This is a genomic window from Streptomyces sp. CG4 (assembly GCF_041080655.1).
Classification (GTDB): Bacteria; Actinomycetota; Actinomycetes; order Streptomycetales; family Streptomycetaceae; genus Streptomyces.
Map to the genome: position 1 here is coordinate 1,496,138 of NZ_CP163525.1, position 22,251 is coordinate 1,518,388.

General features: G+C 72.5%; 23 protein-coding genes, 1 tRNA gene and 1 pseudogene. 10 read left to right on the forward strand and 15 right to left on the reverse strand.

The annotated features are described in order from the left end of the window. Positions 1-26 precede the first annotated feature (26 nt). On the forward strand, positions 27-800 hold the full coding sequence (gene cobF, locus AB5L52_RS06960; RefSeq protein WP_351573040.1) for a precorrin-6A synthase (deacetylating): 774 nt from the start codon (positions 27-29) through the stop codon (positions 798-800). A gap of 153 nt (positions 801-953) precedes the next feature. Here cobF and AB5L52_RS06965 read toward each other — a convergent pair whose 3' ends face one another. Beyond that, positions 954-1,700: a cobalt-precorrin-6A reductase gene (locus AB5L52_RS06965; RefSeq protein ID WP_351573043.1), complete on the reverse strand. Its 747-nt coding sequence runs from the start codon at positions 1,698-1,700 to the stop codon at positions 954-956. Between the two features lie 61 nt (positions 1,701-1,761). Between AB5L52_RS06965 and AB5L52_RS06970 the strand changes: the two genes are divergently transcribed. Next, complete coding sequence (locus AB5L52_RS06970; protein WP_351573045.1) at positions 1,762-2,574, forward strand: TIGR01458 family HAD-type hydrolase; 813 nt, start codon at positions 1,762-1,764, stop codon at positions 2,572-2,574. Between the two features lie 8 nt (positions 2,575-2,582). Here the strand turns inward: AB5L52_RS06970 and AB5L52_RS06975 are convergent, their stop codons facing one another. From AB5L52_RS06975 to AB5L52_RS06985, 3 genes are all read right to left on the reverse strand, one after another. Continuing rightward, positions 2,583-3,356 (reverse strand): sulfite exporter TauE/SafE family protein, encoded by a 774-nt coding sequence (locus AB5L52_RS06975; RefSeq protein WP_351573047.1) that lies wholly within the window; start codon positions 3,354-3,356, stop codon positions 2,583-2,585. 87 nt (positions 3,357-3,443) lie between these two features. Then, entirely contained in the window at positions 3,444-4,958 is a 1,515-nt protein-coding gene (locus AB5L52_RS06980) for a long-chain fatty acid--CoA ligase (protein ID WP_369363013.1), read from the reverse strand. 67 nt (positions 4,959-5,025) lie between these two features. Continuing rightward, positions 5,026-6,213 carry an acetyl-CoA C-acyltransferase gene (locus AB5L52_RS06985; RefSeq protein ID WP_369363014.1) on the reverse strand — a complete coding sequence of 396 codons (1,188 nt, stop codon included), beginning with the start codon at positions 6,211-6,213 and terminating at the stop codon, positions 5,026-5,028. Between the two features lie 174 nt (positions 6,214-6,387). Between AB5L52_RS06985 and AB5L52_RS06990 the strand changes: the two genes are divergently transcribed. The 3 genes and pseudogenes from AB5L52_RS06990 to AB5L52_RS07000 all read left to right on the forward strand — a co-directional run. After that, positions 6,388-7,197 carry a lysophospholipase gene (locus tag AB5L52_RS06990; RefSeq protein ID WP_351573055.1) on the forward strand — a complete coding sequence of 270 codons (810 nt, stop codon included), beginning with the start codon at positions 6,388-6,390 and terminating at the stop codon, positions 7,195-7,197. 145 nt (positions 7,198-7,342) lie between these two features. Continuing rightward, positions 7,343-8,149: an SAM-dependent methyltransferase gene (locus AB5L52_RS06995; protein WP_351573058.1), complete on the forward strand. Its 807-nt coding sequence runs from the start codon at positions 7,343-7,345 to the stop codon at positions 8,147-8,149. 602 nt (positions 8,150-8,751) lie between these two features. Beyond that, a pseudogene (locus AB5L52_RS07000) lies at positions 8,752-8,910 on the forward strand (DNA-binding response regulator); the annotation flags it as partial. Between the two features lie 194 nt (positions 8,911-9,104). Here AB5L52_RS07000 and AB5L52_RS07005 read toward each other — a convergent pair. Beyond that, complete coding sequence (locus tag AB5L52_RS07005) at positions 9,105-9,959, reverse strand: Cof-type HAD-IIB family hydrolase (protein WP_351030632.1); 855 nt, start codon at positions 9,957-9,959, stop codon at positions 9,105-9,107. A gap of 204 nt (positions 9,960-10,163) precedes the next feature. On the opposite strand from AB5L52_RS07005, the gene AB5L52_RS07010 reads away from it, so the two are divergent. The 5 genes from AB5L52_RS07010 (at position 10,164) to AB5L52_RS07030 (ending at position 15,134) form a co-directional block, all read left to right on the forward strand. Next, positions 10,164-10,976 (forward strand): SAM-dependent methyltransferase, encoded by an 813-nt coding sequence (locus AB5L52_RS07010; RefSeq protein ID WP_351030779.1) that lies wholly within the window; start codon positions 10,164-10,166, stop codon positions 10,974-10,976. A 42-nt stretch (positions 10,977-11,018) separates the two neighbouring features. Next, a complete protein-coding gene (locus tag AB5L52_RS07015; protein ID WP_369363015.1) occupies positions 11,019-12,422 on the forward strand; it encodes a glutamine synthetase in 1,404 nt (467 codons plus the stop codon). Between the two features lie 2 nt (positions 12,423-12,424). Continuing rightward, the gene (locus AB5L52_RS07020) at positions 12,425-13,600 is read left to right on the forward strand and encodes an amidohydrolase family protein (protein ID WP_369363016.1); all 1,176 of its coding nucleotides are present in this window, start codon (positions 12,425-12,427) and stop codon (positions 13,598-13,600) included. Between the two features lie 16 nt (positions 13,601-13,616). Then, a complete protein-coding gene (locus AB5L52_RS07025) occupies positions 13,617-14,144 on the forward strand; it encodes an NUDIX hydrolase family protein (RefSeq protein ID WP_351030777.1) in 528 nt (175 codons plus the stop codon). Positions 14,145-14,336: 192 nt separating this feature from the next. Next, positions 14,337-15,134 (forward strand): hypothetical protein, encoded by a 798-nt coding sequence (locus AB5L52_RS07030; RefSeq protein WP_351030626.1) that lies wholly within the window; start codon positions 14,337-14,339, stop codon positions 15,132-15,134. A 259-nt stretch (positions 15,135-15,393) separates the two neighbouring features. On the opposite strand, the gene AB5L52_RS07035 is transcribed toward AB5L52_RS07030, so the two are convergent. The 10 genes from AB5L52_RS07035 to AB5L52_RS07080 all read right to left on the reverse strand — a co-directional run bounded on the left by AB5L52_RS07035 (position 15,394) and on the right by AB5L52_RS07080 (position 22,250). Continuing rightward, positions 15,394-15,467, reverse strand: a tRNA-Pro gene (locus tag AB5L52_RS07035). A gap of 271 nt (positions 15,468-15,738) precedes the next feature. Continuing rightward, positions 15,739-16,098 (reverse strand): MmcQ/YjbR family DNA-binding protein, encoded by a 360-nt coding sequence (locus tag AB5L52_RS07040; RefSeq protein ID WP_351030625.1) that lies wholly within the window; start codon positions 16,096-16,098, stop codon positions 15,739-15,741. 30 nt (positions 16,099-16,128) lie between these two features. Then, positions 16,129-16,650, reverse strand: a complete 522-nt coding sequence (locus AB5L52_RS07045) for a GNAT family N-acetyltransferase (protein ID WP_351030623.1) — start codon at positions 16,648-16,650, stop codon at positions 16,129-16,131. Continuing rightward, positions 16,647-17,216, reverse strand: coding sequence for an XRE family transcriptional regulator (locus tag AB5L52_RS07050; protein WP_351030622.1), 570 nt, complete (start codon positions 17,214-17,216; stop codon positions 16,647-16,649). The genes AB5L52_RS07045 and AB5L52_RS07050 overlap by 4 nt, the downstream gene beginning before the upstream one ends. A 46-nt stretch (positions 17,217-17,262) precedes the next feature. Further along, positions 17,263-18,168 carry a LysR family transcriptional regulator gene (locus AB5L52_RS07055; RefSeq protein WP_351030619.1) on the reverse strand — a complete coding sequence of 302 codons (906 nt, stop codon included), beginning with the start codon at positions 18,166-18,168 and terminating at the stop codon, positions 17,263-17,265. Positions 18,169-18,199: 31 nt separating this feature from the next. Next, on the reverse strand, positions 18,200-19,393 hold the full coding sequence (locus AB5L52_RS07060; protein WP_369363017.1) for a glycine C-acetyltransferase: 1,194 nt from the start codon (positions 19,391-19,393) through the stop codon (positions 18,200-18,202). Positions 19,394-19,445: 52 nt separating this feature from the next. Beyond that, a complete protein-coding gene (gene tdh / locus AB5L52_RS07065; RefSeq protein WP_351030614.1) occupies positions 19,446-20,474 on the reverse strand; it encodes an L-threonine 3-dehydrogenase in 1,029 nt (342 codons plus the stop codon). A 190-nt stretch (positions 20,475-20,664) separates the two neighbouring features. Continuing rightward, positions 20,665-21,240: a GAF domain-containing protein gene (locus tag AB5L52_RS07070; protein WP_351030775.1), complete on the reverse strand. Its 576-nt coding sequence runs from the start codon at positions 21,238-21,240 to the stop codon at positions 20,665-20,667. Between the two features lie 61 nt (positions 21,241-21,301). Further along, entirely contained in the window at positions 21,302-21,901 is a 600-nt protein-coding gene (locus AB5L52_RS07075) for an ATP/GTP-binding protein (RefSeq protein ID WP_351030612.1), read from the reverse strand. Continuing rightward, a complete protein-coding gene (locus tag AB5L52_RS07080; RefSeq protein ID WP_351030774.1) occupies positions 21,879-22,250 on the reverse strand; it encodes a DUF742 domain-containing protein in 372 nt (123 codons plus the stop codon). Before AB5L52_RS07080 ends, AB5L52_RS07075 begins: the two co-directional genes overlap by 23 nt. Between the last annotated feature and the right edge of the window lies 1 nt (position 22,251).

Below are 22,251 nucleotides of genomic sequence, written 5' to 3' on the forward strand. Positions count from 1 at the left end.
TCAGTGGCATGCGGCAGACTCGGGACGTGCGAAAGATTCATGTGATCGGTATCGGCGCGGGCGACCCCGAGCAGCTGACCCTGCAGGCCGTCGGGGCGCTGCGGGGCACGGACGTGTTCTTCCTGCTCGACAAGGGCGAGGTGAAGAGCGATCTCACGCAGCTCCGCCGGGACATATTGGACGCGCATCTGCCCGAGGGGTCGTACCGGGTGGTGGAGGCCCGCGATCCGGAGCGGGACCGCAAGGCGGGCGGGTCGGCCTACTCGCCGGCCGTGGAGGACTGGCGCAGCGCCCGCGCCGGGATCTACGAGCGGCTGATCGCCGAGGAGCTGGGCGAGGACGGCACGGGCGCCTTCCTCGTCTGGGGCGATCCGGCGTTGTACGACAGCACGCTCGGGATCCTGGAGGAGGTGCTGGCGCACGGCGCGGTCGCGTTCGAGTACGACGTCATACCCGGCATCAGCAGTGTCTCCACGCTGGTCGCCCGGCATCGCACGGGCCTGAACCGGGTGGCCCGGCCGGTGCAGATCACCACCGGACGGCGGTTGGCCGAGGGTTTCCCCGAGGGCGTGGACGACGTGGTCGTGATGCTGGACGCGCACCAGGCGTTCCGGCAGTACGCCGGGGACGACATCGACATCTACTGGGGCGCGTACCTCGGCACCCCGGACGAGATCCTGGTCTCCGGCCCGATCGCCGAGGTCGGTCCGCGCATCGAGCGGGTGCGGGCCGAGGCGCGCGAGCGCAAGGGCTGGATCATGGACACGTATCTGCTGCGCAGGAACCCCGGCGACCAGTAGGGGGCGGCACTCGGGCGGACCGTCCCGAGCGCGGCGGCCGGCACGCCACCGGGCCGACACTGACCCTGGTCGCCCGGCTCCCGGTCTGGATCAAGGGTTCGAAGAACCGGGGCGAGGTGCTGCGTACCGTCGACCGGATCCGGGCGTCGGTCCTCACTCCGGGCTGAGGCCCAGCCGCTCCAGCACCCCCGCCGGATCGGGCACCGCCGTCACACCCGGCGGCAGCGGAGGGCGGCGTACGACGACCACCGGCACGGCGAGCGCGCGGGCGGCCGTCAGTTTCGCGGACGTGGCCGCGCCGCCGCTGTCCTTGGTCACCAGGACCTCGATCCGGTGGACGCGCAGCAGTTCCGTCTCCTCGGCCAGGGTGAACGGGCCGCGGGCGAGGATCACTTCGGTGTCGGGCGGCATGGGCGGCTCGGGCGGCTCCACCGAGCGGACCACGAAGTGCAGGTCCGTCAGAGGGGCGAAGGCGGCCAGGCCCAGGCGTCCGGTGCTGAGGAACACCCGTCGGCCCAGAGCGGGCAGCGTCTCGGCGGCCGCGGCCAGGGACGGGACGTCGTACCAGCGGTCGCCGGGGCCCGGCCGCCAGCCGGGGCGGCGCAGCACCACCGCCGGTACTCCGGTGACCGCCGCCGCCTGCGCGGCGTGGGCCGTGATCGCCTCGGCGAAGGGGTGGGTGGCGTCGACCAGGGCGTCCACCTGGTGCGTGCGCAGCCAGTCGGCCAGGCCCGCCGCGCCGCCGAATCCGCCGATCCGCACCTCGCCCGCCACCGCTCCCGGCCGCGCGACCCGGCCGGCCAGGGACGTGGTGACCCGGACGCCGGGCCGGGCGGCCAGGTCGGCGGCGAGACGGCGGGCCTCGGTGGTACCGCCGAGGATCAGGACGTGCGCGGGCATAGGGGTGAGCGTACGAGGTCGTACGGGCCGGTCCGGCGTGCGGGTCGCTACGGTCTCGGTCATGGAGACCGTGGAGGTCGTGGAGGTCGTGGAGACCAGGGAATCGGTGCGTGCCGTACTGATCGACATCGACGGTGTGCTCACCGTTTCCTGGCGGGCGTTGCCGGGCGCGGTGGAGGCGCTGCGGAGCATCCGGGCCGCCGGGCTCGGCGTGGCGTTGGTGACGAACACGACGTCCCGGACGCGGGCTTCGATCGCCGGGACGCTGACCGGGGCCGGATTCGACGTGTGTGCCGAGGACGTCCTCACCGCGCCCTCGGCCACCGCCGCCCATCTGGCGGAGCACTTCCCGGGCGCCCGCTGTGCGCTGCTCAACAGCGGGAACATCGCGGAGGATCTGGGTGAGGTCGTCCTCGTGGACGACGATCCCGACGTGGTCGTACTGGGCGGTGCCGGCCCGGAGTTCGACTATGCGGCGCTCAACCGGGCCTTCGGACACCTCCAGCGCGGTGCGCGGCTCGTCGCCATGCACCGCAATCTGTACTGGCGGACGGACGCAGGCCTGCAGCTCGACTCGGGGGCCTTCCTGCTCGGGCTGGAGAAGGCGGCCCGGGTCGAGGCGGAGGTGACGGGCAAGCCCTCGCGGGCGTTCTTCGAGGCAGCGCTCGCCCGGCTGGGGGTGGGTGCGGAGCAGGCGCTGATGGTGGGCGACGACGTCGAGTCCGACGTGCTCGCGGCGCAACGGGCCGGGCTCACCGGGGTGCTCGTGCGCACGGGGAAGTTCCAGCAGGAGACGCTGGACGGCGCGAGCGGCACCCCCGACCACGTCCTCGACTCCTTCGCGGCACTCCCCGCCCTGCTGGGGCTGTCGTAACCCTCGGGCTAGCGCAGTAGCAGCTGCACTCCGCCCACGATCGTCGCCGCGATCACGAGTTGTTCGAAGAGTCGCTGGTTGATCCGGTTCACGGCCCACGTGCCGAACAGCGCACCGGGCACGACGAACACCGCGAGCGCCGCGTCGAGGAGCAGAGAGCGTCCGTCGATCAGGCCGAGGGCCGCGCTGAACGGCACCTTGGACACGTTCACGATCAGGAAGAAGAAGGCGGAGGTGCCGAGGAAGCCGAGCTTTCGGAAGCCGGCGGAGAGCAGGTACATCGACATCACCGGGCCGCCCGCGTTGGCGACCATCGTGGTGAATCCGCCGAGGACACCGTACGAGCGGGCCTTGGCGCGGCCCGCCCGGGTGGTGACCGAGTCCGGCGCTTCCTCAGGCTCGACTCTGCGCCGCCGCCACAGCGTGACGCCGGCCATCAGCAGCAGGATCGCGCCGATCGAGGTGCGTACGATCCCGTCGTCCGCCCACATCAGGAAGAGCGTGCCCACCACGACACCCGCCGCGACGGCCGGGAACAGCCGCCACAGGGTGGGCCAGTGGGCGTGCCGCCGGTAGGTGAGGACGGCGAGCACATCGCCGGCGATCAGGACGGGCAGCAGCACGCCGGTGGAGGCGCGGGCCGGAAGGACGGCCGCGAAGATCGCGAGGCTCACCGTGTTGGCCCCGCTCACCGCGGTCTTGGAGAAGCCCACGAGCAGGGCCGCGCAGGCGAGCGCGGCGAACCCCCAGCCGGATATGTGCCAGAGCGTCATCGTGTTCATGCGGGGACCGATGCTATGTCCTGACAAGCCTCCGGCGTAAGGACCGTCTCGCCAGGTGATCCCTGCCGCCCGCTGTGCCCCGTCAGCTCACTTTTCCACGTACTTCGCCCGGAGTTCCCGCTTCAGCACCTTCATGCTGGGGCCCAGCGGCAGCGCGTCCGCGAACTCCACGCGCCGCGGGTACTTGTACCGGCCCAGGTGCCCCTTGGACCACTCGGTGATCGCGCCGGCGTCGGGGGCGGTGCCGGGTGCCGGTACGACGACGGCGCAGACCTCCTCGCCGTGCAGCTCGTCGGGCAGGCCGATGACCGCGACCTGGGCGATGCCGGGGTGGCGCATCAGGACCTCCTCGACCTCCCTCGGGTACACGTTGTAGCCGCCGCGGATGATGACGTCCTTCTTGCGGTCGACGATCCGGAGGAAGCCCTCGTCGTCCTTGGTGCCGAGGTCGCCGGTGCGGAACCAGCCGTCGACGAGCGCCTCGGCGGTGGCCTCGGGCCGGCCGAGGTAGCCGGAGAAGACGTTGTGGCCGCGGATGACGACCTCGCCCAGCTCGCCCGGCGGCAGCAGCTCGATCCGGCCCTCCGCCTCGGCACGCGCGATCTCCACGTCGACGCCCCACAGCGGGTGGCCGATGGTGCCGGCCTTCGTGCCGAACAGCGGCTGGTTGACGGTGGCGGTCGGCGAGGTCTCCGACAGCCCGTAGCCCTCGTAGATCCTCGCCCCGAACGCCTCCTCGAACCGCTCCAGTACGGCCACCGGAAGAGAGGCCCCGCCCGAGACGCACACGCGCAGGTCGGGCAGCGCGGCGGCCTCCGCGGCCGCCGCCGCGAGGGCGACGTACATGGTCGGCACGCCATGGAAGGTGTTCACGCCCTCCCGCACCATCAGCTCGATGGCGCGGGCCGCGTCGAAGCGGGGCAGCAGCACGAGCGTGGCGCCCGCCCGCCAGGTGGAGTTGAGCGACACCGTCTGACCGAAGGCGTGGAACAGCGGCAGCGCGCCGAGGGCGATGTCGTCGGCGCGGATGTCGTTGGCGTCGAAGGCGTTGACGGTCGCGTTCATCACGATGTTGAAGTGACTGAGGACCGCGCCCTTCGGGACGCCGGTGGTGCCGCTCGTGTAGAAGATCACCGCCGGGTCGTCGGCGGTGCGGGTGACGTACGACGGCAACGGCTCGGCGTCGGCCGCGAGCTTGTCGAACTCCTCGCCCAGGGTGATGACTTGGACCCCCAGGGCTTCGGCGGCGGCCCGCCCGGTCTCGGCCTGGGCGGGGTGCACGAGCAGCAGCGTCGCCCCGCTGTCCTTCAGCACGTGCTCGACCTCACAGGCCGACAGCAGCAGGTGTACGGGGACGACGACACTGCCGGCCGCGGCGACGGCGAAGTACGCGATGGGGAACTCGGCGGTGTTGGGGGCCATGAGGGCGACCCGGTCGCCGGGCCGTACGCCGAGGGTGCCGGTGAGGGCGCCCGCCCGGGCCAGGGCCCGCCGCCAGATCTCGCGGAAGGTCAGCCGCAGCTCGCCCTCGACCAGCGCGGTCTTGTCGGGGCGGCGCCGGGCGTTCTCGGCGAGGATGGCGGCTACGGACAGGGTTGCCATGGACCAGTACTCCTTGCTGCGGCTCGTCGGACGAATTCCCTTGCGGGAAGCCCCCGTTGGTGATGTGTCAGTGCCTCTCCACCAGCACCGCGCTCCCCTGCCCCACCCCCACGCACATGGTCGCCAGCCCCCGCTCCGCGCCCGTGCGCCGCATCCGGTGCAGCAGGGTCGTCAGGATGCGGGCGCCGGAGCAGCCGAGGGGGTGGCCGAGGGCGATGGCACCGCCGGTCGGGTTGACCAGGTCGGGGTCGATGCCGAGCTGATCGACGCAGGCGAGCGCCTGCACGGCGAACGCCTCGTTGAACTCGGCCTCCTGCAGGTCGGCGACGTCCCAGCCGGCCCGGGCCAGCGCCTTGCGGGTGGCGGGGACCGGCCCGATGCCCATCACGTCGGGGTGCACCCCGGCGGAGGCGCCGGCGACATAGCGGCCCAGGGACTCCAGGCCCAGCTCGTTCAGGGCCTCCTCGCTGACCAGCAGCAGTCCGGCCGCGCCGTCGTTCATCGGCGAGGCGTTGCCGGCCGTGACCGTACCCCCCGGCCGGAAGACCGGCTTCAACCGCGACAGCTTCTCCAGCGAGGTGTCCTCACGGACGCACTCGTCCTGCTCGACGGTGATGCCGTCCGGGCGCTCCACGGGCAGGAGCTCGTCGTCGAAGTGCCCGTTCTTGCGCGCGGCGGCGGCGAGTCGGTGGCTGCGCAGCGCGAACTCGTCCTGCCGTTCCCGGGAGATGCCGTACCGTTCGGCCACCTCCTCGGCGGTCTCGCCCATGGACAGCAGGCCGTGCAGCTCCCGCATCGCCGGGTTGACCAGGCGCCAGCCGAGCCGGGTGTCATGGGTCTCGATGCGCTGGGGCAGGGCCTCGTCGGGGCGGGGCAGCACGAAGGGGGCGCGGCTCATGGACTCGGAGCCGCCCGCGATCACGATGTCGGCCTCCCCGGCGGCGACGGCGCGGGCGGCGGTGGTGACCGCTTCGAGGCCGGAGGCGCACAGCCGGTTGACGGTGGCGCCGGGCACGGACTCGGGCAGGCCGGCGAGCAGGGCGGCCATCCGGGCGACGTTGCGGTTGTCCTCGCCGGCCTGGTTGGCCGCGCCCCAGTAGACGTCGTCGATCCGGGCCGGGTCGAGGCCGGGCACCTCGGCCACCAGCCGGCGGATCACGCCGGCCGCCAGGTCGTCGGGGCGGACGGCGGACAGGGCTCCGCGCAGTTTGCCGATGGGGGTGCGGCGGGCGGCCGCGAAGTGGACGGGACGCACGGCTTCGACTCCTGACCTACGACTGATCCACGACACTGTCGATCAGCGGACCACACGGGACTCCGGATACTTAATTAGCACTGCTAGTTTTGGACTATAGCCCCCGGACCGGCCCGCTGGGAAGATCCCCCCGGAGCCACCCCGAGTCAGCCGGACGAGACAGCCGGAGGAAGCATGCCCCACGTCCACGAGCACACCCTCGACGGCACCCGCGGCCCGGTCGCCGTACGCGAGTGGCCGCACCCGGCACCGAGATACATCGCCCTGGTCGTGCACGGCTACGGCGAGCACGCGGGCCGGTACGACGAGCTGGCCGCCGTCCTGACCGGGCACGGCGCGGCCGTGTACGGGCCGGACCACATCGGGCACGGCAGGTCGGGCGGGGAGCGGGTGGTGATCGAGGACTTCGAGGACGTGGTCACCGACGTCCACGCCGTGGCGGAGCTGGCCCGGTCCGCGCACCCCGGCCTGCCCCTGGTCGTGGTCGGGCACTCGATGGGCGGACTGATCTCGGCCCGCTACGCCCAGCGGTACGGCGCCGAACTGAGCGCGCTGATCCTGTCCGGGCCGGTGATCGGCGCCTGGGAGCTGCCGGAGCGGCTGCTGGCCCTTCCGGAGATCCCGGACACCCCGGTCAGCCCGGCCGCGCTCTCCCGGGACCCGGCCGTCGGCGCCGCCTACGCCGCCGATCCGCTGGTGTGGCACGGGCCGATGAAGCGGCCGACGCTGGAGGCGTTCGCGCGGACCCTGGAGACCGTCGCCCGGGGCGGTGACGTGGGCGCGCTGCCGCTGCTGTGGCTGCACGGGGACGACGACCGGCTGGTGCCGCTGCCCGGGAGCCGGACCGGCGTGGAGCGGCTCGCGGGCGGCCGGCCGACCGAGCGGATCTTCGCCGGGGCGCGGCACGAGGTGTTCCACGAGACGGACAAGAAGGAGGCGTTCGCGGAGGTGATCCGCTTCCTGGACCGTACGCTGCCCCGCTGAGACCGCCAACCCACCGGTCCGGCCGCCCTGTTGAGGCCGAGGCGCGTGTCCAGGGCCCCTGCGCCGCGCGGCATGATCGTGTCAGACTGCTGCCCGCATGTCCCGGCGTGACGGTGCCGGGGCCGGCCGAGCGGAGGAGCAGCACGTGACGGGGACCGAGCCTGCCGCAGTGCCCATCGACACCACCCGGCCGCATCCGGCCCGGGTGTACGACTGGTTCCTCGGCGGCAAGGACAACTACCCGGTCGACGAGGAGCTGGGCCGCCAGATCATGGCGATCGACGAGGGCGCCGCCCGGGCCGCGCGCGCCAACCGCGCGTTCATGCGGCGCGCCACCCGCGCCCTGGCCGAGAACGGCGTCCACCAGTTCCTCGACATCGGCACCGGCATACCGACCGAGCCCAATCTGCACCAGATCGCCCAGTCGGTGGCCCCGGACGCCCGGGTGGTGTACGTCGACAACGACCCGATCGTGCTGGCCCATGCGAGCGCGCTGCTGCGCGGCACTCCGGAGGGGGTGACGGAGTACGTCCAGGCCGACGCCCGCGATCCGCGCGCCATCCTCGAACAGGCCGCCCGTGTCCTGGACTTCGGCCGTCCGGTGGCCCTGTCCCTGATCGCGCTGCTGCACTTCGTCGCCGACGAGGACGGTGCCCACGCGGTGGTGTCCACGCTCCTGGACGCGCTGGCGCCGGGCAGCTGCCTGGTGCTGTCGACGATGACGGCCGACTTCGAACGGGAGAACGTCGAGAGGGGCATCGCGGCGTACGCGGCGGGCGGCGTGACCCTGGTCGCCCGCTCCCGGGACGAGGCGGCCGCCTTCTTCACGGGTCTCGGCCTGCTGGAGCCGGGCGTCGTATCGGTCACCGACTGGCGCCCCGACGAGGCCCCGGACGGCGCGGGACCCGTCTCGCTGTACGGCGCGGTGGGCCGCAAGCCCTCACAGCCCTGACAGCCCTGACAGCCCTGACCCAGGACCGCGTCACTCCTCCCTCGTGGGAAACACCGCCCCCCGGGCCGTGCCCCGTGCGGGGCCCGCGGGCAGGGTGCCGCCGGGGCGGTGACCCGTTCGGTCGGACCGACCAGGCCGAAGCCGCCGCCGTGTGCCGCGTCGGGAAGGCGGGTGCCGCCGTTTCCGTCGTCGGTGACCGTCGCCTCCAGGCCGTCCCCGGCCCGGCGCCGCCCGATGCGGATCTCATCGGCGTCGGCCCCGTGCCGCCGTACGTTGGTCAGCGCCTCCTGCACCACGCGGAGCGCCGCCGCCTGCACCTCGTGCGAGATCAAGGCGGCGTCGGTGAGCGCGGGAACGCGGTCGAGGACGGCCTGCTGTCCGGGAGCCTGGAAGCGGTCGGCCAGTTCGGCGACCGCCGCGAGATAGCCGACCGGCCGATGATCGACGACGGCGCCGCCTCCGATCGGGCGCGGTCCGGCCGTCAGGCGCGGTCCGGCCGCCGGGCGCAGTCCAGCCGCCGGGGCGTCCGGCCACTTCCCGGCTCCCGGACGGCAGGCCGTGCCGGCGTGCGCCTGCGGGTCCTGATCGGCGACGACCAGGCGATGGTCCGCACCGGGTTCCGGTTCTTCCTGGACGCGCAGCCGGACATGACCGTGGTCGGTGGGATCGCCGACGGCGAGGAGGTGGTGGCCTCGGCCCGCCGGCTGCGCCCGGACGTGTGCCTGCCGGACATCCGGCTGCCGAGGCCGGACGGCCTGGCCACGGCCCGGATGCCGGCCGGGAGGGACGTCGCCGCCCCGCTGCGGGTGGTCGTGGTCACCGTTTGCCGCCCCGGTGACGGAACCGCTGACCGACCGCGAACCGGGCGTCGTCCGCCTGGTCGCGGTCGGCCGGACCAACGCCGAGATCGAGGGCTGGGCCCGGCGGCACGGTCATGCCAGACCCGGCAGCCGCGTCACAGGCCGAGGACGCGGGAGATGGTCCGCAGCACGCCGTTGTCGTTGTTGGACGGGGCGAGGTGGCGGGCGCGGCGGACGACCTCGGGATGGGCGCCCGCCATGGCGAAGGACCACTCGGCGGCGTCGAGCATCTCCAGGTCGTTGAGGTAGTCGCCGAAGACCATGGTCTGCGCCGGGGTGATGCCGAGCGCCCGCTGCAGGCCCCGCAGGGCGGTGCCCTTGTTGGCGGTGCGGTTCATGACGTCCACCCAGTGCTCGCTGGAGACGACGACCTGGTGGGTGTCGGCGAAGGGGGCGAGGGCCGGGGCGGTGGAGTGCTCGGCGCGCCCGGAGTCGAGCAGCGCGACCTTGATCACGTCGTCGTCGACGGCGGTGACGTCCTCGACGATCCGGTGCTCGACGTAGTACTTGCGCACCTCCGCCAGGAACGCCTCGTCGGTCCGCTCGACGTACGCCGACCGCTTGCCGCACACCACGGCGCCGACGTCCACGCCGTCCGCGACCAGCCGCCGTGCCGTACGGGCGATCCCGCCGGCCACGGACGGTTCGAGGATGTCGGAGCTCAGCTCCACGCCGTCGCGGACCACGTACGTGCCGTTCTCCGCGATGAACACCATGCCCTCGGCGACGTCCGCGAACTGCCGGGCCAGCGTGGCGTACTGGCGGCCGCTCGCCGGACTGAACAGCACGCCGCGCCGGCGCAGTTCGGCGAGCATCGGCCACAGCCCGTCGGGGATCCGCTTGGTGTCGTCCAGCAGGGTGCCGTCCATGTCGGTGACGATCAGCCGGATGTCGGCGGGGCCGGCGGGCAGGCCGGGGAGGTCCAGGAGGGGCGTGGGCGTGGCGGGCATGTCCTGCTTCCGGTCGGGGACGGCGTACCCGTCCAGTGTTCCTCATGCACCGGAACGCCCGGACCGGTGTTCCTCACGCACCGGAACGCACCGGAACGCACCGGAACCGCCCCGAACCGCCCACGGTGCGCGTTTCCCGGGACAGCGCGATCAACGGGCGGCACAATGACGGCGGAGGACCGCAACCTTCAGAAGGGCGGCGACGTGACCGAGGGCGACTCCCCTCCGGCCGGACCGGCGAGGCTGGACACCTCCGTGGCGCACAACGCCCGGGTGTGGAACTACTGGATCGGCGGCAAGGACAACTACGAGGTCGACCAGCGGGTCGGTGAGCACGTCGCGGGGATGTTCCCGGTGATCCGGGCGGTGGCCCGCGCGGACCGGGAGTTCCTGGCCCGGGCGGTGCGGTTCCTGACCGCCGAGCGCGGGATACGGCAGTTCCTGGACGTCGGCACCGGCCTGCCGACCGTGGAGAACACCCACGAGATCGCCCAGCGCATCGCCCCCGAGTCCCGGATCGTGTACGTCGACAACGACCCGATCGTGCTGGTACACGCCCGCGCGCTGCTCACCAGCTCTCCCGAGGGCGTGACGGACTACGTCGACGCCGATGTGCGCGACCCGGACGCCATCCTGCAGCGCGCCGCCGAGACCCTGGACCTGACCCGGCCGGTGGCGCTGATGATGCTGGGCATCCTGAACTTCGTCCTGGACACCGCCGAGGCCCGGGACGTCGTCCGGCGGCTCATGGCGGCGCTGCCCTCGGGCAGCCATCTCGTCCTCACCCACCCGACCTACGACGCCGACGTGGGCGGCGAGGGCAATGTGGCCGCGATGGAGTTCTGGAACGCCAACGCCACCCCGCCGATCACCGCCCGCAGCCGCGCGGAGATCGCCGGTTTCCTGGACGGCCTCGAACTGGTCGAGCCGGGCCTGGTGCCCTGCTCGCAGTGGCGCGCCGAGCCGGCGTCCGCGGCTCCGGTTCCGCAGTTCGGCGCGGTGGCCGTGAAACCCTGACGCCGGCGCCGCGCCGACCCGCCGCCCCGCCGAGGAGGACGTATGACCACCCTTGCCGACCCCGTGCCCGGCGGGCGTCCGGAGGATCTGCGCCGGGTCGCCGGGCTCACGGCCGACCTGGCCGCGCGGGGTGTGCGGGGGATCGTGCTGGCCTATGTGGACACCGCGGGCGTCTGCCGGGTGAAGACGGTCCCGACGGCCCGGCTGGAGGCGGCCGTGTCCTGGGGCATCGGCATGTCCCCGGTGTTCGACACCTTCCTGGCCGGCGACTCGATCGTCAGCACCGATGTCCTCGGCTCGCCCGACGGTGACCTGCGGCTCTATCCGGACCTGGACCAGCTGGTGGCGCTGGCCGGGCAGCCCGGCTGGGCGTGGGCGCCGGTGGACCGGATCACCCAGGAGGGCGCCCGGCACCCCGGCTGCGCCAGAACCTTTCTGCGCCGGATCGTCACCGACGCGGCAGAGCGGCACGGCCTCGCCTTCCAGGCGGCGATCGAGGTCGAGTGGGCGATCGGGCTGGGCTCGGCGCCGGCCGGGGAGTTCGTGCCGGCGGTGTCCGGACCTGCGTACGGCGCGACCCGGCAGGTCGAGCTGAGCGACTACACCGCCGATCTGCTGGCCGCGTTCGCCGCGCAGAACGTGGCCGTCGAACAGCTCCATCCCGAGTACGCGGCCGGGCAGTTCGAGGTCTCGGTGGGCGCGCTGGACCCGGTGGCGGCGGCCGACCGCAGCGTGCTGGTCCGGCAGACGGTCCGCGCGGTCGCGCAGCGGCACGGCCTGCGGGTGTCGTTCGCGCCCGCGGTGTCCGCCGAGGGCGTCGGCAACGGCGGGCATCTGCACCTGTCCTGCTGGCGTGCCGGTACGAATCTGCACGCGGGCGGTGCGCGCCGGTACGGCATGACGCCCGAGGCGGAGTCCTTCGCGGCCGGGATCCTGGCCCGGCTGCCCGCGCTGACGGCGGTGACCGCGCCGAGCCCCGCCAGCTATCTGCGGCTCAAGCCCGCCCAGTGGGCGGGGGTGTTCACCGGCTGGGGCCGGGAGACCCGCGAGGCCGGACTGCGGCTGGTCACCGGCACGACGGGCCGCCAGGAGCGGGACGCCAACCTGGAGGTGAAGCCGGTCGACCTGGCCGCCAACCCCTATCTCGCCCTCGGCTGCGTCATCGCCGCCGGCCTCGACGGTCTGGCCGGGGCGCTGCAGCTGCCCGGGGAGATCACCGGCGACCCGGCCCGCTACGGCCCGGACGAGGCCGCGGCGCTCGGGGTCCGGCGGCTGCCGCGGTCACTGCCGCAGGCCGTCGAGGAGTTCCGGGCGGACGAGGTGCTGCGGACCGCGCTGGGCCCGGTCCTGGCGGACGCGGTGACCGCCGTACGGCTCGGCGAGGCGGCGGCCGTCGAGGGTCTGGACGATGCGCGGGTGGCGGCGGCCTACCGCTGGGTGTACTGACCATGGCCACGCCGGGACCGGTCCACGAGGCCCTCGCCGAGCTGGAGCTGGTGGACCATCACTGCCACGGCGCGGTGACGGCCGACCTCGCGCCCGGGGAGTTCGCCTCCCTGCTCACCGAGGGCACGGCCTGGCCCGGCGTGTCGCCCTTCGACAGCCCCGTAGGCGTGGCCGTACGCCGCCACTGCGCACCCCTGCTGGACCTTCCCCGGCACGCGCCCCCGGCCGACTACACGGCGCGCCGCTCGGCACTGGGCTGGCGGGAGGTCAACCGCCGCTTCCTGCGCGCCGCGGGAGCCGAGGCGTTCTTCGTCGACACCGGCCACACCGCCCACCCGCTCACCTCCCCCGCCGACCTGGCGGCGGCGTCCGGGGCTGTGGCCTGTGAGGTCGTACGCCTGGAGCAGGTGGCGGAGGCGGTGGCGGCGCGGGGCGTCGAGCCGGACGCGTACGCGGCCGCGTTCCGGACGGCCGCCGAGGAAGCCGTACGGCGACCGGGTGTGGTGGCGGTGAAGTCGGTGGCCGCGTATCGCACCGGCTTCGCGCTGGATCCGGCGCGCCCGGCGGACGCCGAGGTGACCGGGGCCGCCCGGCACTGGCTCGCGGCCGGCGGCCGCTTGGCCGACCCGGTCCTGATACGGCACCTGCTGTGGACCGCCGTGGACCTCGGCCTCCCCCTGCAGTTGCACGCCGGTTTCGGGGACGCCGACCTGCGGCTGCACCTCGCCGACCCGGCCCTGCTGACCGACTGGCTGCGGCTGGCCTCCGGCACGGTCCCGGTGCTCCTGCTGCACTGCTGGCCGTATCACCGCCAAGCCGCCTATCTGGCCGCGGTGTTCGAGCGGGTGTACCTGGACGTGGGCCTGGCCCTGCACCACACGGGCCCGGCCCGCTGCCGGGCCGTTCTGGAGGAGGCACTGGAGATCACCCCGTTCCGCAAGATGCTGTACAGCTCCGACGCCTATGGGGTGGCCGAATTCCACCACCTCGGCGCCCTGTGCTTCCGGCAGGGGCTCGCCGAACTGCTCCAAGACCGTGTGGACGCGGACGAGTTGAGCCTGCCCGACGCCTTGAGGATCGCGGCCTGGACCGGTCGCGACAATGCCCGACGCCTGTACGGACCCCTCGTAACCGCCCCGGCCCGTGATCCCAGCGGTCGCCCCACCCGGAAAGTATGATCAAGCAATGTCTGACATGACCGAGACGACGCCCGGCTGGCTGTCCACGGACGAGCTGGAATCAGCCAGGGCCCGGATGCCGATTCTGTACGTCGAGGCCGTCCCCGTCCGCGTGGACGACAGCGGCGAAGTCACCAGCATCGGACTGCTGCTGCGGATCGGCCCGGACGGGACGGTCAGCCGGACCCTGGTCTCCGGCCGCGTCCTGCACCACGAACGGGTCCGCGACGCCCTGCTGCGCCACCTGGAGAAGGACCTCGGCCCGGTCGCGCTCCCCCGCATCCCCACCTCCCTGCAGCCCTTCACCGTCGCGGAGTACTTCCCGACGGCGGGCATCACCCCGTACCACGACCCGCGCCAGCACGCGGTCTCCCTCGCCTACGTCGTCCCGGTCACCGGCGACTGCCGGCCCCGCCAGGACGCGCTGGACCTCGTCTGGTTCAGCCCGCAGGAGGCCGCCTCCCCGGCCGTGCAGAGCGAGATGCCGGGCGGGCACGGGGTGCTGCTGAAGCAGGCGCTGGCGCACATGGGTCTGGCGTACTGACGGCACTGCCGCGGGCGGCCGCCTGACCGGCCTGTTTATCAGGCCGGTCACCTCGCTGACCAGGGGTTTCGTCGACGCGTTCAGGTTGCGGTCAGGTTCGCGGCGCCCCGGGGCAACAGCTGCACCAGAAGCCCCAAAACAACGGCAAAGAGGGCTGGGGAAACGGCAGTTGCGCATGCAAGGGTGCTGGTCATGAGCACAGAGCACGTCCTGGACGACCGGCCCCGCGCGAGCGCTCGCGCGCGCATACGCGAGAGCGCGAACAAGGTGCCGGAGGTCACCGTCTACTTCTGGATCATCAAGGTCCTCACCACCGGCATGGGCGAGACCGCCTCCGACTTCCTGGCGCACACGCTGGGCAACATCCCCGCGGTCGGCCTCGGCGGTCTCGCCTTCGTCGCGTCGCTGGTGCTCCAGTTCGCCGTCCGCCGGTACGTGGCCTGGATCTACTGGACGGCGATCGTCATGGTCAGCGTGTTCGGCACGATGGCCGCGGACGCGCTCCACGTGGTCGTCGGCGTCCCGTACACCCTGTCCACCCCGCTGTTCATGATCGCCCTGGCCGCCGTCTTCGTCCTCTGGTACAAGTCCGAGCGCACCCTGTCGATCCACTCCATCCGCACCCGGCGCCGCGAGTTCTTCTACTGGGCGGCCGTCCTCGCGACCTTCGCCCTGGGCACCGCCGCGGGCGACCTCACCGCGACGATCGGCCTCGGCTACCTGGGCTCGATCGTCCTGTTCGCCGTGGCGATCTGCGTGCCCGCCCTGACCCACCGCATGCGCCTGCTGGGCGCGGTGACCGCCTTCTGGACGGCCTACGTCATCACACGCCCGCTCGGCGCCTCCCTCGCCGACTGGATGGCCCTGCCGACCAAGCGCGGCGGCCTGGCGTGGGGGCTGGGGCCGGTGACGCTGTCCTGGACGGTGGCGATCGTCGGGTTCGTGACGTTCCTGGCGCTGTCCCGACGGGACACCGAGCCGGGGCGCTGACGAGATCCGCCCGGCCTGCCGGGAGCCGCTCTCCGGTCGCCGGCAGGCCCCCTCGTGTTGCGCGTCTCCTCGTCCGGACCGCCAACCCCACGTTCCTGACCTCGCCTTGACGTTGCACCAGGCGAAACCGAAACCGGCCGACGTGCCTCATCGATGCACTGCGGCGTGCGCCGGAGGCCATGGACAAGGGGCCGTAGGACATGGAAAAGGGGCCGTGCAGACTGCTCTGACACGACCCCTGACCTGCGATCTTCGCAAGTCGGGACGACAGGATTTGAACCTGCGACCCCTTGACCCCCAGTCAAGTGCGCTACCAAGCTGCGCCACGTCCCGGTGCCGTTTGACCTGGGGTTTCCCTGGTCGAAACGCGCAAGAAAACAATACCGCATTCCGCTCGGTGGTCGCGCATCACTTGCTGTCCGTGCAGGCCAACCGCCGCCCCACCCCGTCTGCGCCGCGCGGTGTCCCCACTCTGTCCGCGCCGCGCGGTGCCCCCATCCCGTCCTCGCAGCCCGCTGTCCCACTCCCACCGAGCCGCGCGGTGTCCCACCCCCTCCGCGGCGAGCGGGATCATGTCGCGCCCGGCTTGCGCGCACGGGGGATTTCACTGCGCGGGCGGCAGCCCCAACTCGGGGTGGGCTTCTAGGAGTCGGGGTGGCGCGGCCTGCCGCCAGGAGTCGGCGAGGATGTCACGCAGTTCGTCCTCGTCCTCCAGCGCGGCGAGCCGTGTTCTGACCCAGGCGAACTGGGCCTCGTGATCGGCGATCCAGAACTTCCCCGGCTCGGCCATCACCAGTTCGTCGCGCTCCTCCTTGGGGCAGCGCACGGCGATGGACGTCTCGTCCTCGGGCAGGGTCGCGAACATCTTCCCGGCCACCCGGAACGTGGGCATGCTCCAGGCGATCTTCTCCGTGGTGTCCGGCAGGGACAGAGCGATACGGCGTACGTCTTCAGCATCCGGCATGCAACGCACGGTAGCCCGTGCCACTGACAGTCACCTGCCCAGCCGCTTGTAGTACAGCGTCGTCGGCCGCAGATCGCCCGCCGGGCTCTCCGCGTAGTCGGGGATGGTGCCGGCCTCGGTCCAGCCGGCCGAGCGGTAGAGGTGCTCGGCAGGGCTGCCGGTCTCGGTGTCGAGGTGGAGCAGGGTGATGCCGACGGCAGCGGCCGCGTCCTCGGCAGTGGCGAGGAGGCGGCGGCCGAGACCTCGCCCGCGTGCGGAGCGGTGCACCATCAGTTTCACCAGTTCCGCGCGGTGGCGGCTGTTGGGCTTGTCGGGGTGGGCCAGGCTCACGGTGCCGACCGGCCGGCCGACGGCGTCGAGGGCCGCCCAGAGGGCGAACCGGCCCGCCGCCGTCGCCTCCGCGCGCTCCCGCCACCAGGCGACGGCCTCCTCCTGGGCGAGCGGGGCGAGGAAGCCGACCGAGGCGCCGCCGGCCACGGCGTCCGTCAGCAGCCGCGCCAACTGCCCGGCCCGCTCCCGCACTTGAGCGGCGTTCCAGCGCTCCACCCTCACGGTCGCACCACCGCCAGCGCATACCGCGTCTCGACCGGGCCGGCGCAGCGGAAGCGGGTCGGGCCGAAGACCCGCATCCGCAGGCAGTCGCCGGTGTCCAAGTGATGGACCTGTTCCCCGTCGGTCACCTCCAGGGCGCCGTCGAGGACCCACAGATGCTGTTCCAGACCGGTCACGGGCGGACGGTCGTAGGAGATGTCGGAGCCCGGCGCGAGGCGGCCCTCGACCAGTTCGCCGCGGAGTCCGGTGTGCGGCGGGGAGACGGACCGGCGGACGAAACCGGCCTCGCGGTCCTGCCAGATCTGCTGGTCGGCGGCCCGGACCAGCGGCGCGGGTGCCGCCTCGACCTCGCTGAGCAGCTGGGACATGGTACGGCCGTAGACATGGCAGAGCCGGTTCAGCAGGGCGGCGGTGGGGCTGATCTCCGCGCGTTCGGCGCGCGACAACGTCGATCGGCTGATCCCGCTGCGCTCGGCCAACTCCCCCAAGGACCAGCCGTGTTGAGTGCGCAGCTCGGCCAACCGGGCGCCGATGCGGGTGTCGAGCGAATCCTCCGGGCTTCTCATGTCCGGGACGCTATCCCGGATATGAGACAGGCGGGTTACGGAGGCCTCACGCCTCCTGTGCCGCCCTCCCCAGCGCCTCCAGCACCGGGCGGATCAGCGGGTGCCCCTCGGCTCCCCGCCGCACCGCGGCGAAGACGCGGCGAGTCGGAGCCACGCCGTCGACAGGGCGGACGACCACATGAGTCAGGTCCATACCGTTCAGGGCCGAGCGAGGTACGAGAGCCACACCCGCGCCCGCCGAGGCGAGGGCCACGACGGCGCGGAAGTCGTCGGAGGAGTGTTCCAGCCGGGGCTGGAAGCCGGCGCTCTCACAGGCGAGGACGACCACGTCGTGGCACGGATTGCCGGGGTACGGGCCGATCCAGGGGTCCTTGGCCAGCTCGGCGAGCGGGACCTCCGCCGCGCCCGCGAGACGATGGCCGACCGGTACGACCGCGTCGAACGGCTCGGCGTACAGCGGGACATGCGTGAGCCGGGGGTCGTCGGCGGGCGGGGCGCCGCGGTACTCCACGGCGACGGCCACATCGACCTGCCGGTCCAGCACCATGGGCAGGCTCGCGTCGCCCTCCGCGTCCTGGACGCGCATGCGTATGCCGGGCGCGGTGTCCGCGAGCCGGGCCACGGCCGGGGCCACGACCTGGGCGATGCCGGTGGCGAAGGCGGCCACGGTGACCGTGCCCGCCTCGCCCGAGCCGTAGGCCGCCAGCTCCGCCTCGGCCCGCTCCAGCTGGGCCAGGACCGCGTTGGTGTGGTTCAGCAGGATCTCGCCGGCCGGGGTGAGCCGTACGCCCTTGGCGCCGCGCTCGACCAGCCGGTGGCCGGTCTCCTGCTCCAGGGCCGTCAGCTGCTGGGAGACGGCGGAGGGCGTGAGATAGAGGGCGGCGGCCGCCGCGGTGACCGTGCGGTGGTCGGCCACCGCACGGAGGATGTGGAGCCGCCGTGCCTCGATCATGCCGTCAATTATCGCAAGCGGTCCGCGCTGGTCAGGCCGCCAGTTCTGCGCGCGCCGCGACGAACGCGTCCACCACGCGGTTGACGTCGTCCGTGGAGTGCGCGGCGGACAGCTGGACGCGGATGCGGGCCTGGCCCTGCGGGACGACCGGGTAGGAGAAGCCGATCACGTACACGCCCCGCTCCAGCAGCAGCTCGGCCATGCGGCCCGCCTCGGCCGCGTCGCCGATCATCACGGGCGCGATGGCGTGGTCGCCGGGGAGGATGTCGAAGCCCTCCTCGGTCATCCGGCGGCGGAACAGCGCGGTGTTCTCGTTCACCCGGACGCGCAGGTCGTCGGCCGACTCCAGCAGGTCGAGGACCTTCAGGGAGGCGGCGGCGATCACCGGGGCGAGGGTGTTGGAGAACAGGTACGGCCGGGAGCGCTGGCGCAGCAGGGCGACGATCTCGGCGCGGGCGGCGACATAGCCGCCGGAGGCGCCGCCGAGGGCCTTGCCGAGGGTGCCGGTGACGATGTCGACGCGGTCCATGACGCCGTGCAGCTCGGGGGTGCCGCGGCCGGTCGGGCCGACGAAGCCGACGGCGTGCGAGTCGTCGACCATGACCATCGCGTCGTAGCGGTCGGCGAGGTCGCAGATCTCGCGCAGCGGGGCCACATAGCCGTCCATGGAGAAGACGCCGTCGGTGACGATCAGCCGGCGACGTGCGCCGGACGCCTCCTTGAGCTTCGCTTCCAGGTCGGCGAGGTCGCGGTTGGCGTAGCGGTAGCGGCGGGCCTTGGACAGGCGGATGCCGTCGATGATGGAGGCGTGGTTCAGGGCGTCGGAGATCACCGCGTCCTCCTCGCCGAGCAGGGTCTCGAAGACACCGCCGTTGGCGTCGAAGCAGGAGGAGTACAGGATCGTGTCCTCCTGGCCGAGGAAGGACGACAACCGGGCCTCCAGCTCCTTGTGCACCTCCTGGGTGCCGCAGATGAAGCGGACGGAGGCCATGCCGTAGCCCCAGCGGTCCAGGGCGGCGTGGGCGGCGGCGATCACCTCGGGGTGGTCGGCGAGGCCCAGGTAGTTGTTGGCGCAGAAGTTGAGGACCTCGCCGGGGCGGCCGCCGGCGGTGACGTCGACGGTCGCGGACTGCGGGGTGCCGATGACCCGCTCGGGCTTGTGCAGTCCGGCGGCGCGGATCTCGTCGAGGGTGGCGCGCAGGTCGTCGCGGACGGTGTCGAACATCGAAGAAGCTCCTAAGGTACTTACGCGGTAGGGGAGTTACGCGTTCTACGGCTTACGCGGTCCAGTCCAGAATGACCTTGCCGCCCTTGCCGCTCGCGGCGTCGGCGAAGGCCGCCTCGAAGTCGCGGTAGCCGTACCGGCCGGTGATCACGGGGGCGAGGTCCAGGCCGCCCTCCAGCAGCACCGACATCGCGTACCAGGTCTCGAACATCTCGCGGCCGTAGATGCCCTTGATCGTGATCATCGAGGTGACGATCCGGGCCCAGTCGACCGGGAACTCCTGTGCCGGCAGGCCGAGCATGGCGATGCGGCCGCCGTGCGTCATGTTGGCGATCATGTCCCGCATGGCCTCGGGGCGGCCGGACATCTCCAGGCCGATGTCGAAGCCCTCGCGCAGACCCAGCTCGCGCTGGCCGTCGGCGATGGTGGACTGCGCGACGTTCAGGGCGAGGCTCACGCCGATCTTGCGGGCCAGCTCCAGGCGCTCCTCGCTGACGTCGGTGACGACGACGTTGCGGGCGCCGGCGTGCCGGGCCACGGCGGCGGCCATCAGGCCGATCGGGCCCGCGCCGGTGATCAGGACGTCCTCGCCGACCAGCGGGAAGGACAGCGCGGTGTGCACGGCGTTGCCGAACGGGTCGAAGATCGCGGCGACGTCGAGGTCGACGGGCACCCGGTGCACCCACACATTGCTCGCGGGCAGGGCGACGTACTCGGCGAACGCGCCGTCGCGGCCGACCCCGAGGCCGACGGTGGCCCGGCACAGATGGCGGCGGCCGGCCAGGCAGTTGCGGCACTTGCCGCACACCAGATGGCCCTCGCCGCTGACTCGGTCGCCGATGCGGATGTCGGTCACGTCCCGGCCGGTCTCGACGACCTGCCCGACGAACTCGTGCCCGACGACGAGCGGGGTGCGGATCGCCTGCTGCGCCCAGCCGTCCCAGGCCCGGATGTGCAGGTCGGTGCCGCAGATACCGGTCCGCATGACCTTGATCAGTACGTCAGCGGGGCCGATTGCGGGCTCCGGGACGTCCGTCAGCCAGAGCCCCGGCTCCGCCTTCTCCTTGACCAGCGCCTTCACGACTGCGGCTCCTGTGGGTGAAGTCCCGGCCCACGGGCATGCCAAAAGGAGCCCGCACCGGGTCAGAGGGGTGAAATCACCCTGCAATCTGCCGTATGTGCGGGCCGCGGGTCCATCGAGCTTTTCTTAACCGCCGCCTCAGCTTTCCTTCACGCCCCTGGTCCCCCCGGGGGCGCCATGCCGTCGTCCGTCACAGGGGCAGCCCGTCCTCGGCGCTTCGTTCGAGGCGTACGACGAGATCGGCGGCCAGCGCCTTGATGGTCTCCAGGCCGGACCTGCCCCAGGCCCGTGGCTCTGTGTCGGCCGCACACACGGTTCCGAGCGCCATGCCGGAGCTGTCGATGAGCGGGGCACCGAGATAGGAACGGATGCCGTACTCGTCGACGACCGGGTTCCCGGCGAACCGCGGATAGTCGCGGACGTCCTCGAGCACCAGTGCCTTGCGGCGGACCACCACATGGGGGCAGAACCCGTGGTCGCGCGGCAGCACCCGGCCGAGCTCCGGCCTGCTGCCGTCCGCCCGCAGGACCGGCGCGGCGGCGGGGACACACAGGCCCGCGAAGAACTGGTGCTCCTCTCCGATGAAGTTGACCATCGCGTAGGGGGCGCCGGTGAAGCGGGCGAGATGGTCGGCGAAGGTGTCCAGCGCGGGTTCGGGACGGTCCACCAGACCGAGCAGCCGCAACCGGTGGACGCGGGCGGGGGCCTCCTTGTCCTCGGGGGTGAGCAGCAGACCCCGGACCGGCCGGGGCGGCTCGTACGTCATGGCCGGGCTCCAGCGCTGTGGGCGTACCTCATAGGGCGGCTCCATGGGAGGTAGGACGGGATCACATGTGGGCGCCGTGGCTCGGCGCGGGTGCCGGGACGTGGGCGAGCAGGTGGCGTACGAGGGTGAGCAGGGTCTGCACACCGGAACTGGAGATCCGGGCGTCGCAGCGGACGACGGGGACCTCGGGGTCGAGGTCGATGGCGGCACGTACCTCGTCGGGGTCGTAGCGGTGGGAGCCGTCGAACTCGTTGACGGCGATGATGAAGCCGAGTCCGCGCTCCTCGAAGAAGTCCACGGCGGCGAAACAGTCCTGCAGCCGGCGGGTGTCGGCGAGGATCACCGCGCCGAGCGCGCCCTCGGACAGCTCGTCCCACATGAACCAGAACCGCTCCTGGCCCGGTGTGCCGAACAGATACAGCACATGGTCCGGATCGAGGGTGATCCGGCCGAAGTCCATGGCGACCGTGGTCTCCATCTTGTTCTCGACGCCGTCGAGACTGTCCGTGCCGACGCTGACCGTCGTGAGCAGCTCCTCCGTACTGAGCGGCGCGATCTCGCTGACCGCGCCCACGAAGGTCGTCTTGCCGACCCCGAATCCGCCCGCCACGAGGATCTTCAGCGCGGTGGGGAACGGGTCAGAGCTGTCGTCGTAGTCCATCGAGCACTGCCTCCAGCAGAGACCGGTCAGTGGGTGTGTGGTGGAAGACGGGGGGCTTGGTGGTCAGCGCCCCGCAGTCGACGAGGTCCGAGAGCAGGACCTTGGTGACCACCGCGGGCAGTTTCAGATGGGCGGCGGCCTCGGCGACCGAGACGGGCGCCCGACACAGGTCGAGCGCCTGGGCGTGCTCGGGGCCGAGGTAGCCGAGCGGGGTGACGCCGGTGGCCATCACCTGCGACATCAGGTCCAGGGCGACGCTGGGCTTGGTGCGTCCGTTGCTGACCGTGAACGGGCGCACCAGCCGTCCGGCCGCGTCGTCCAGCCAGGGCCCGTCGCCGGCTGCGGTCACG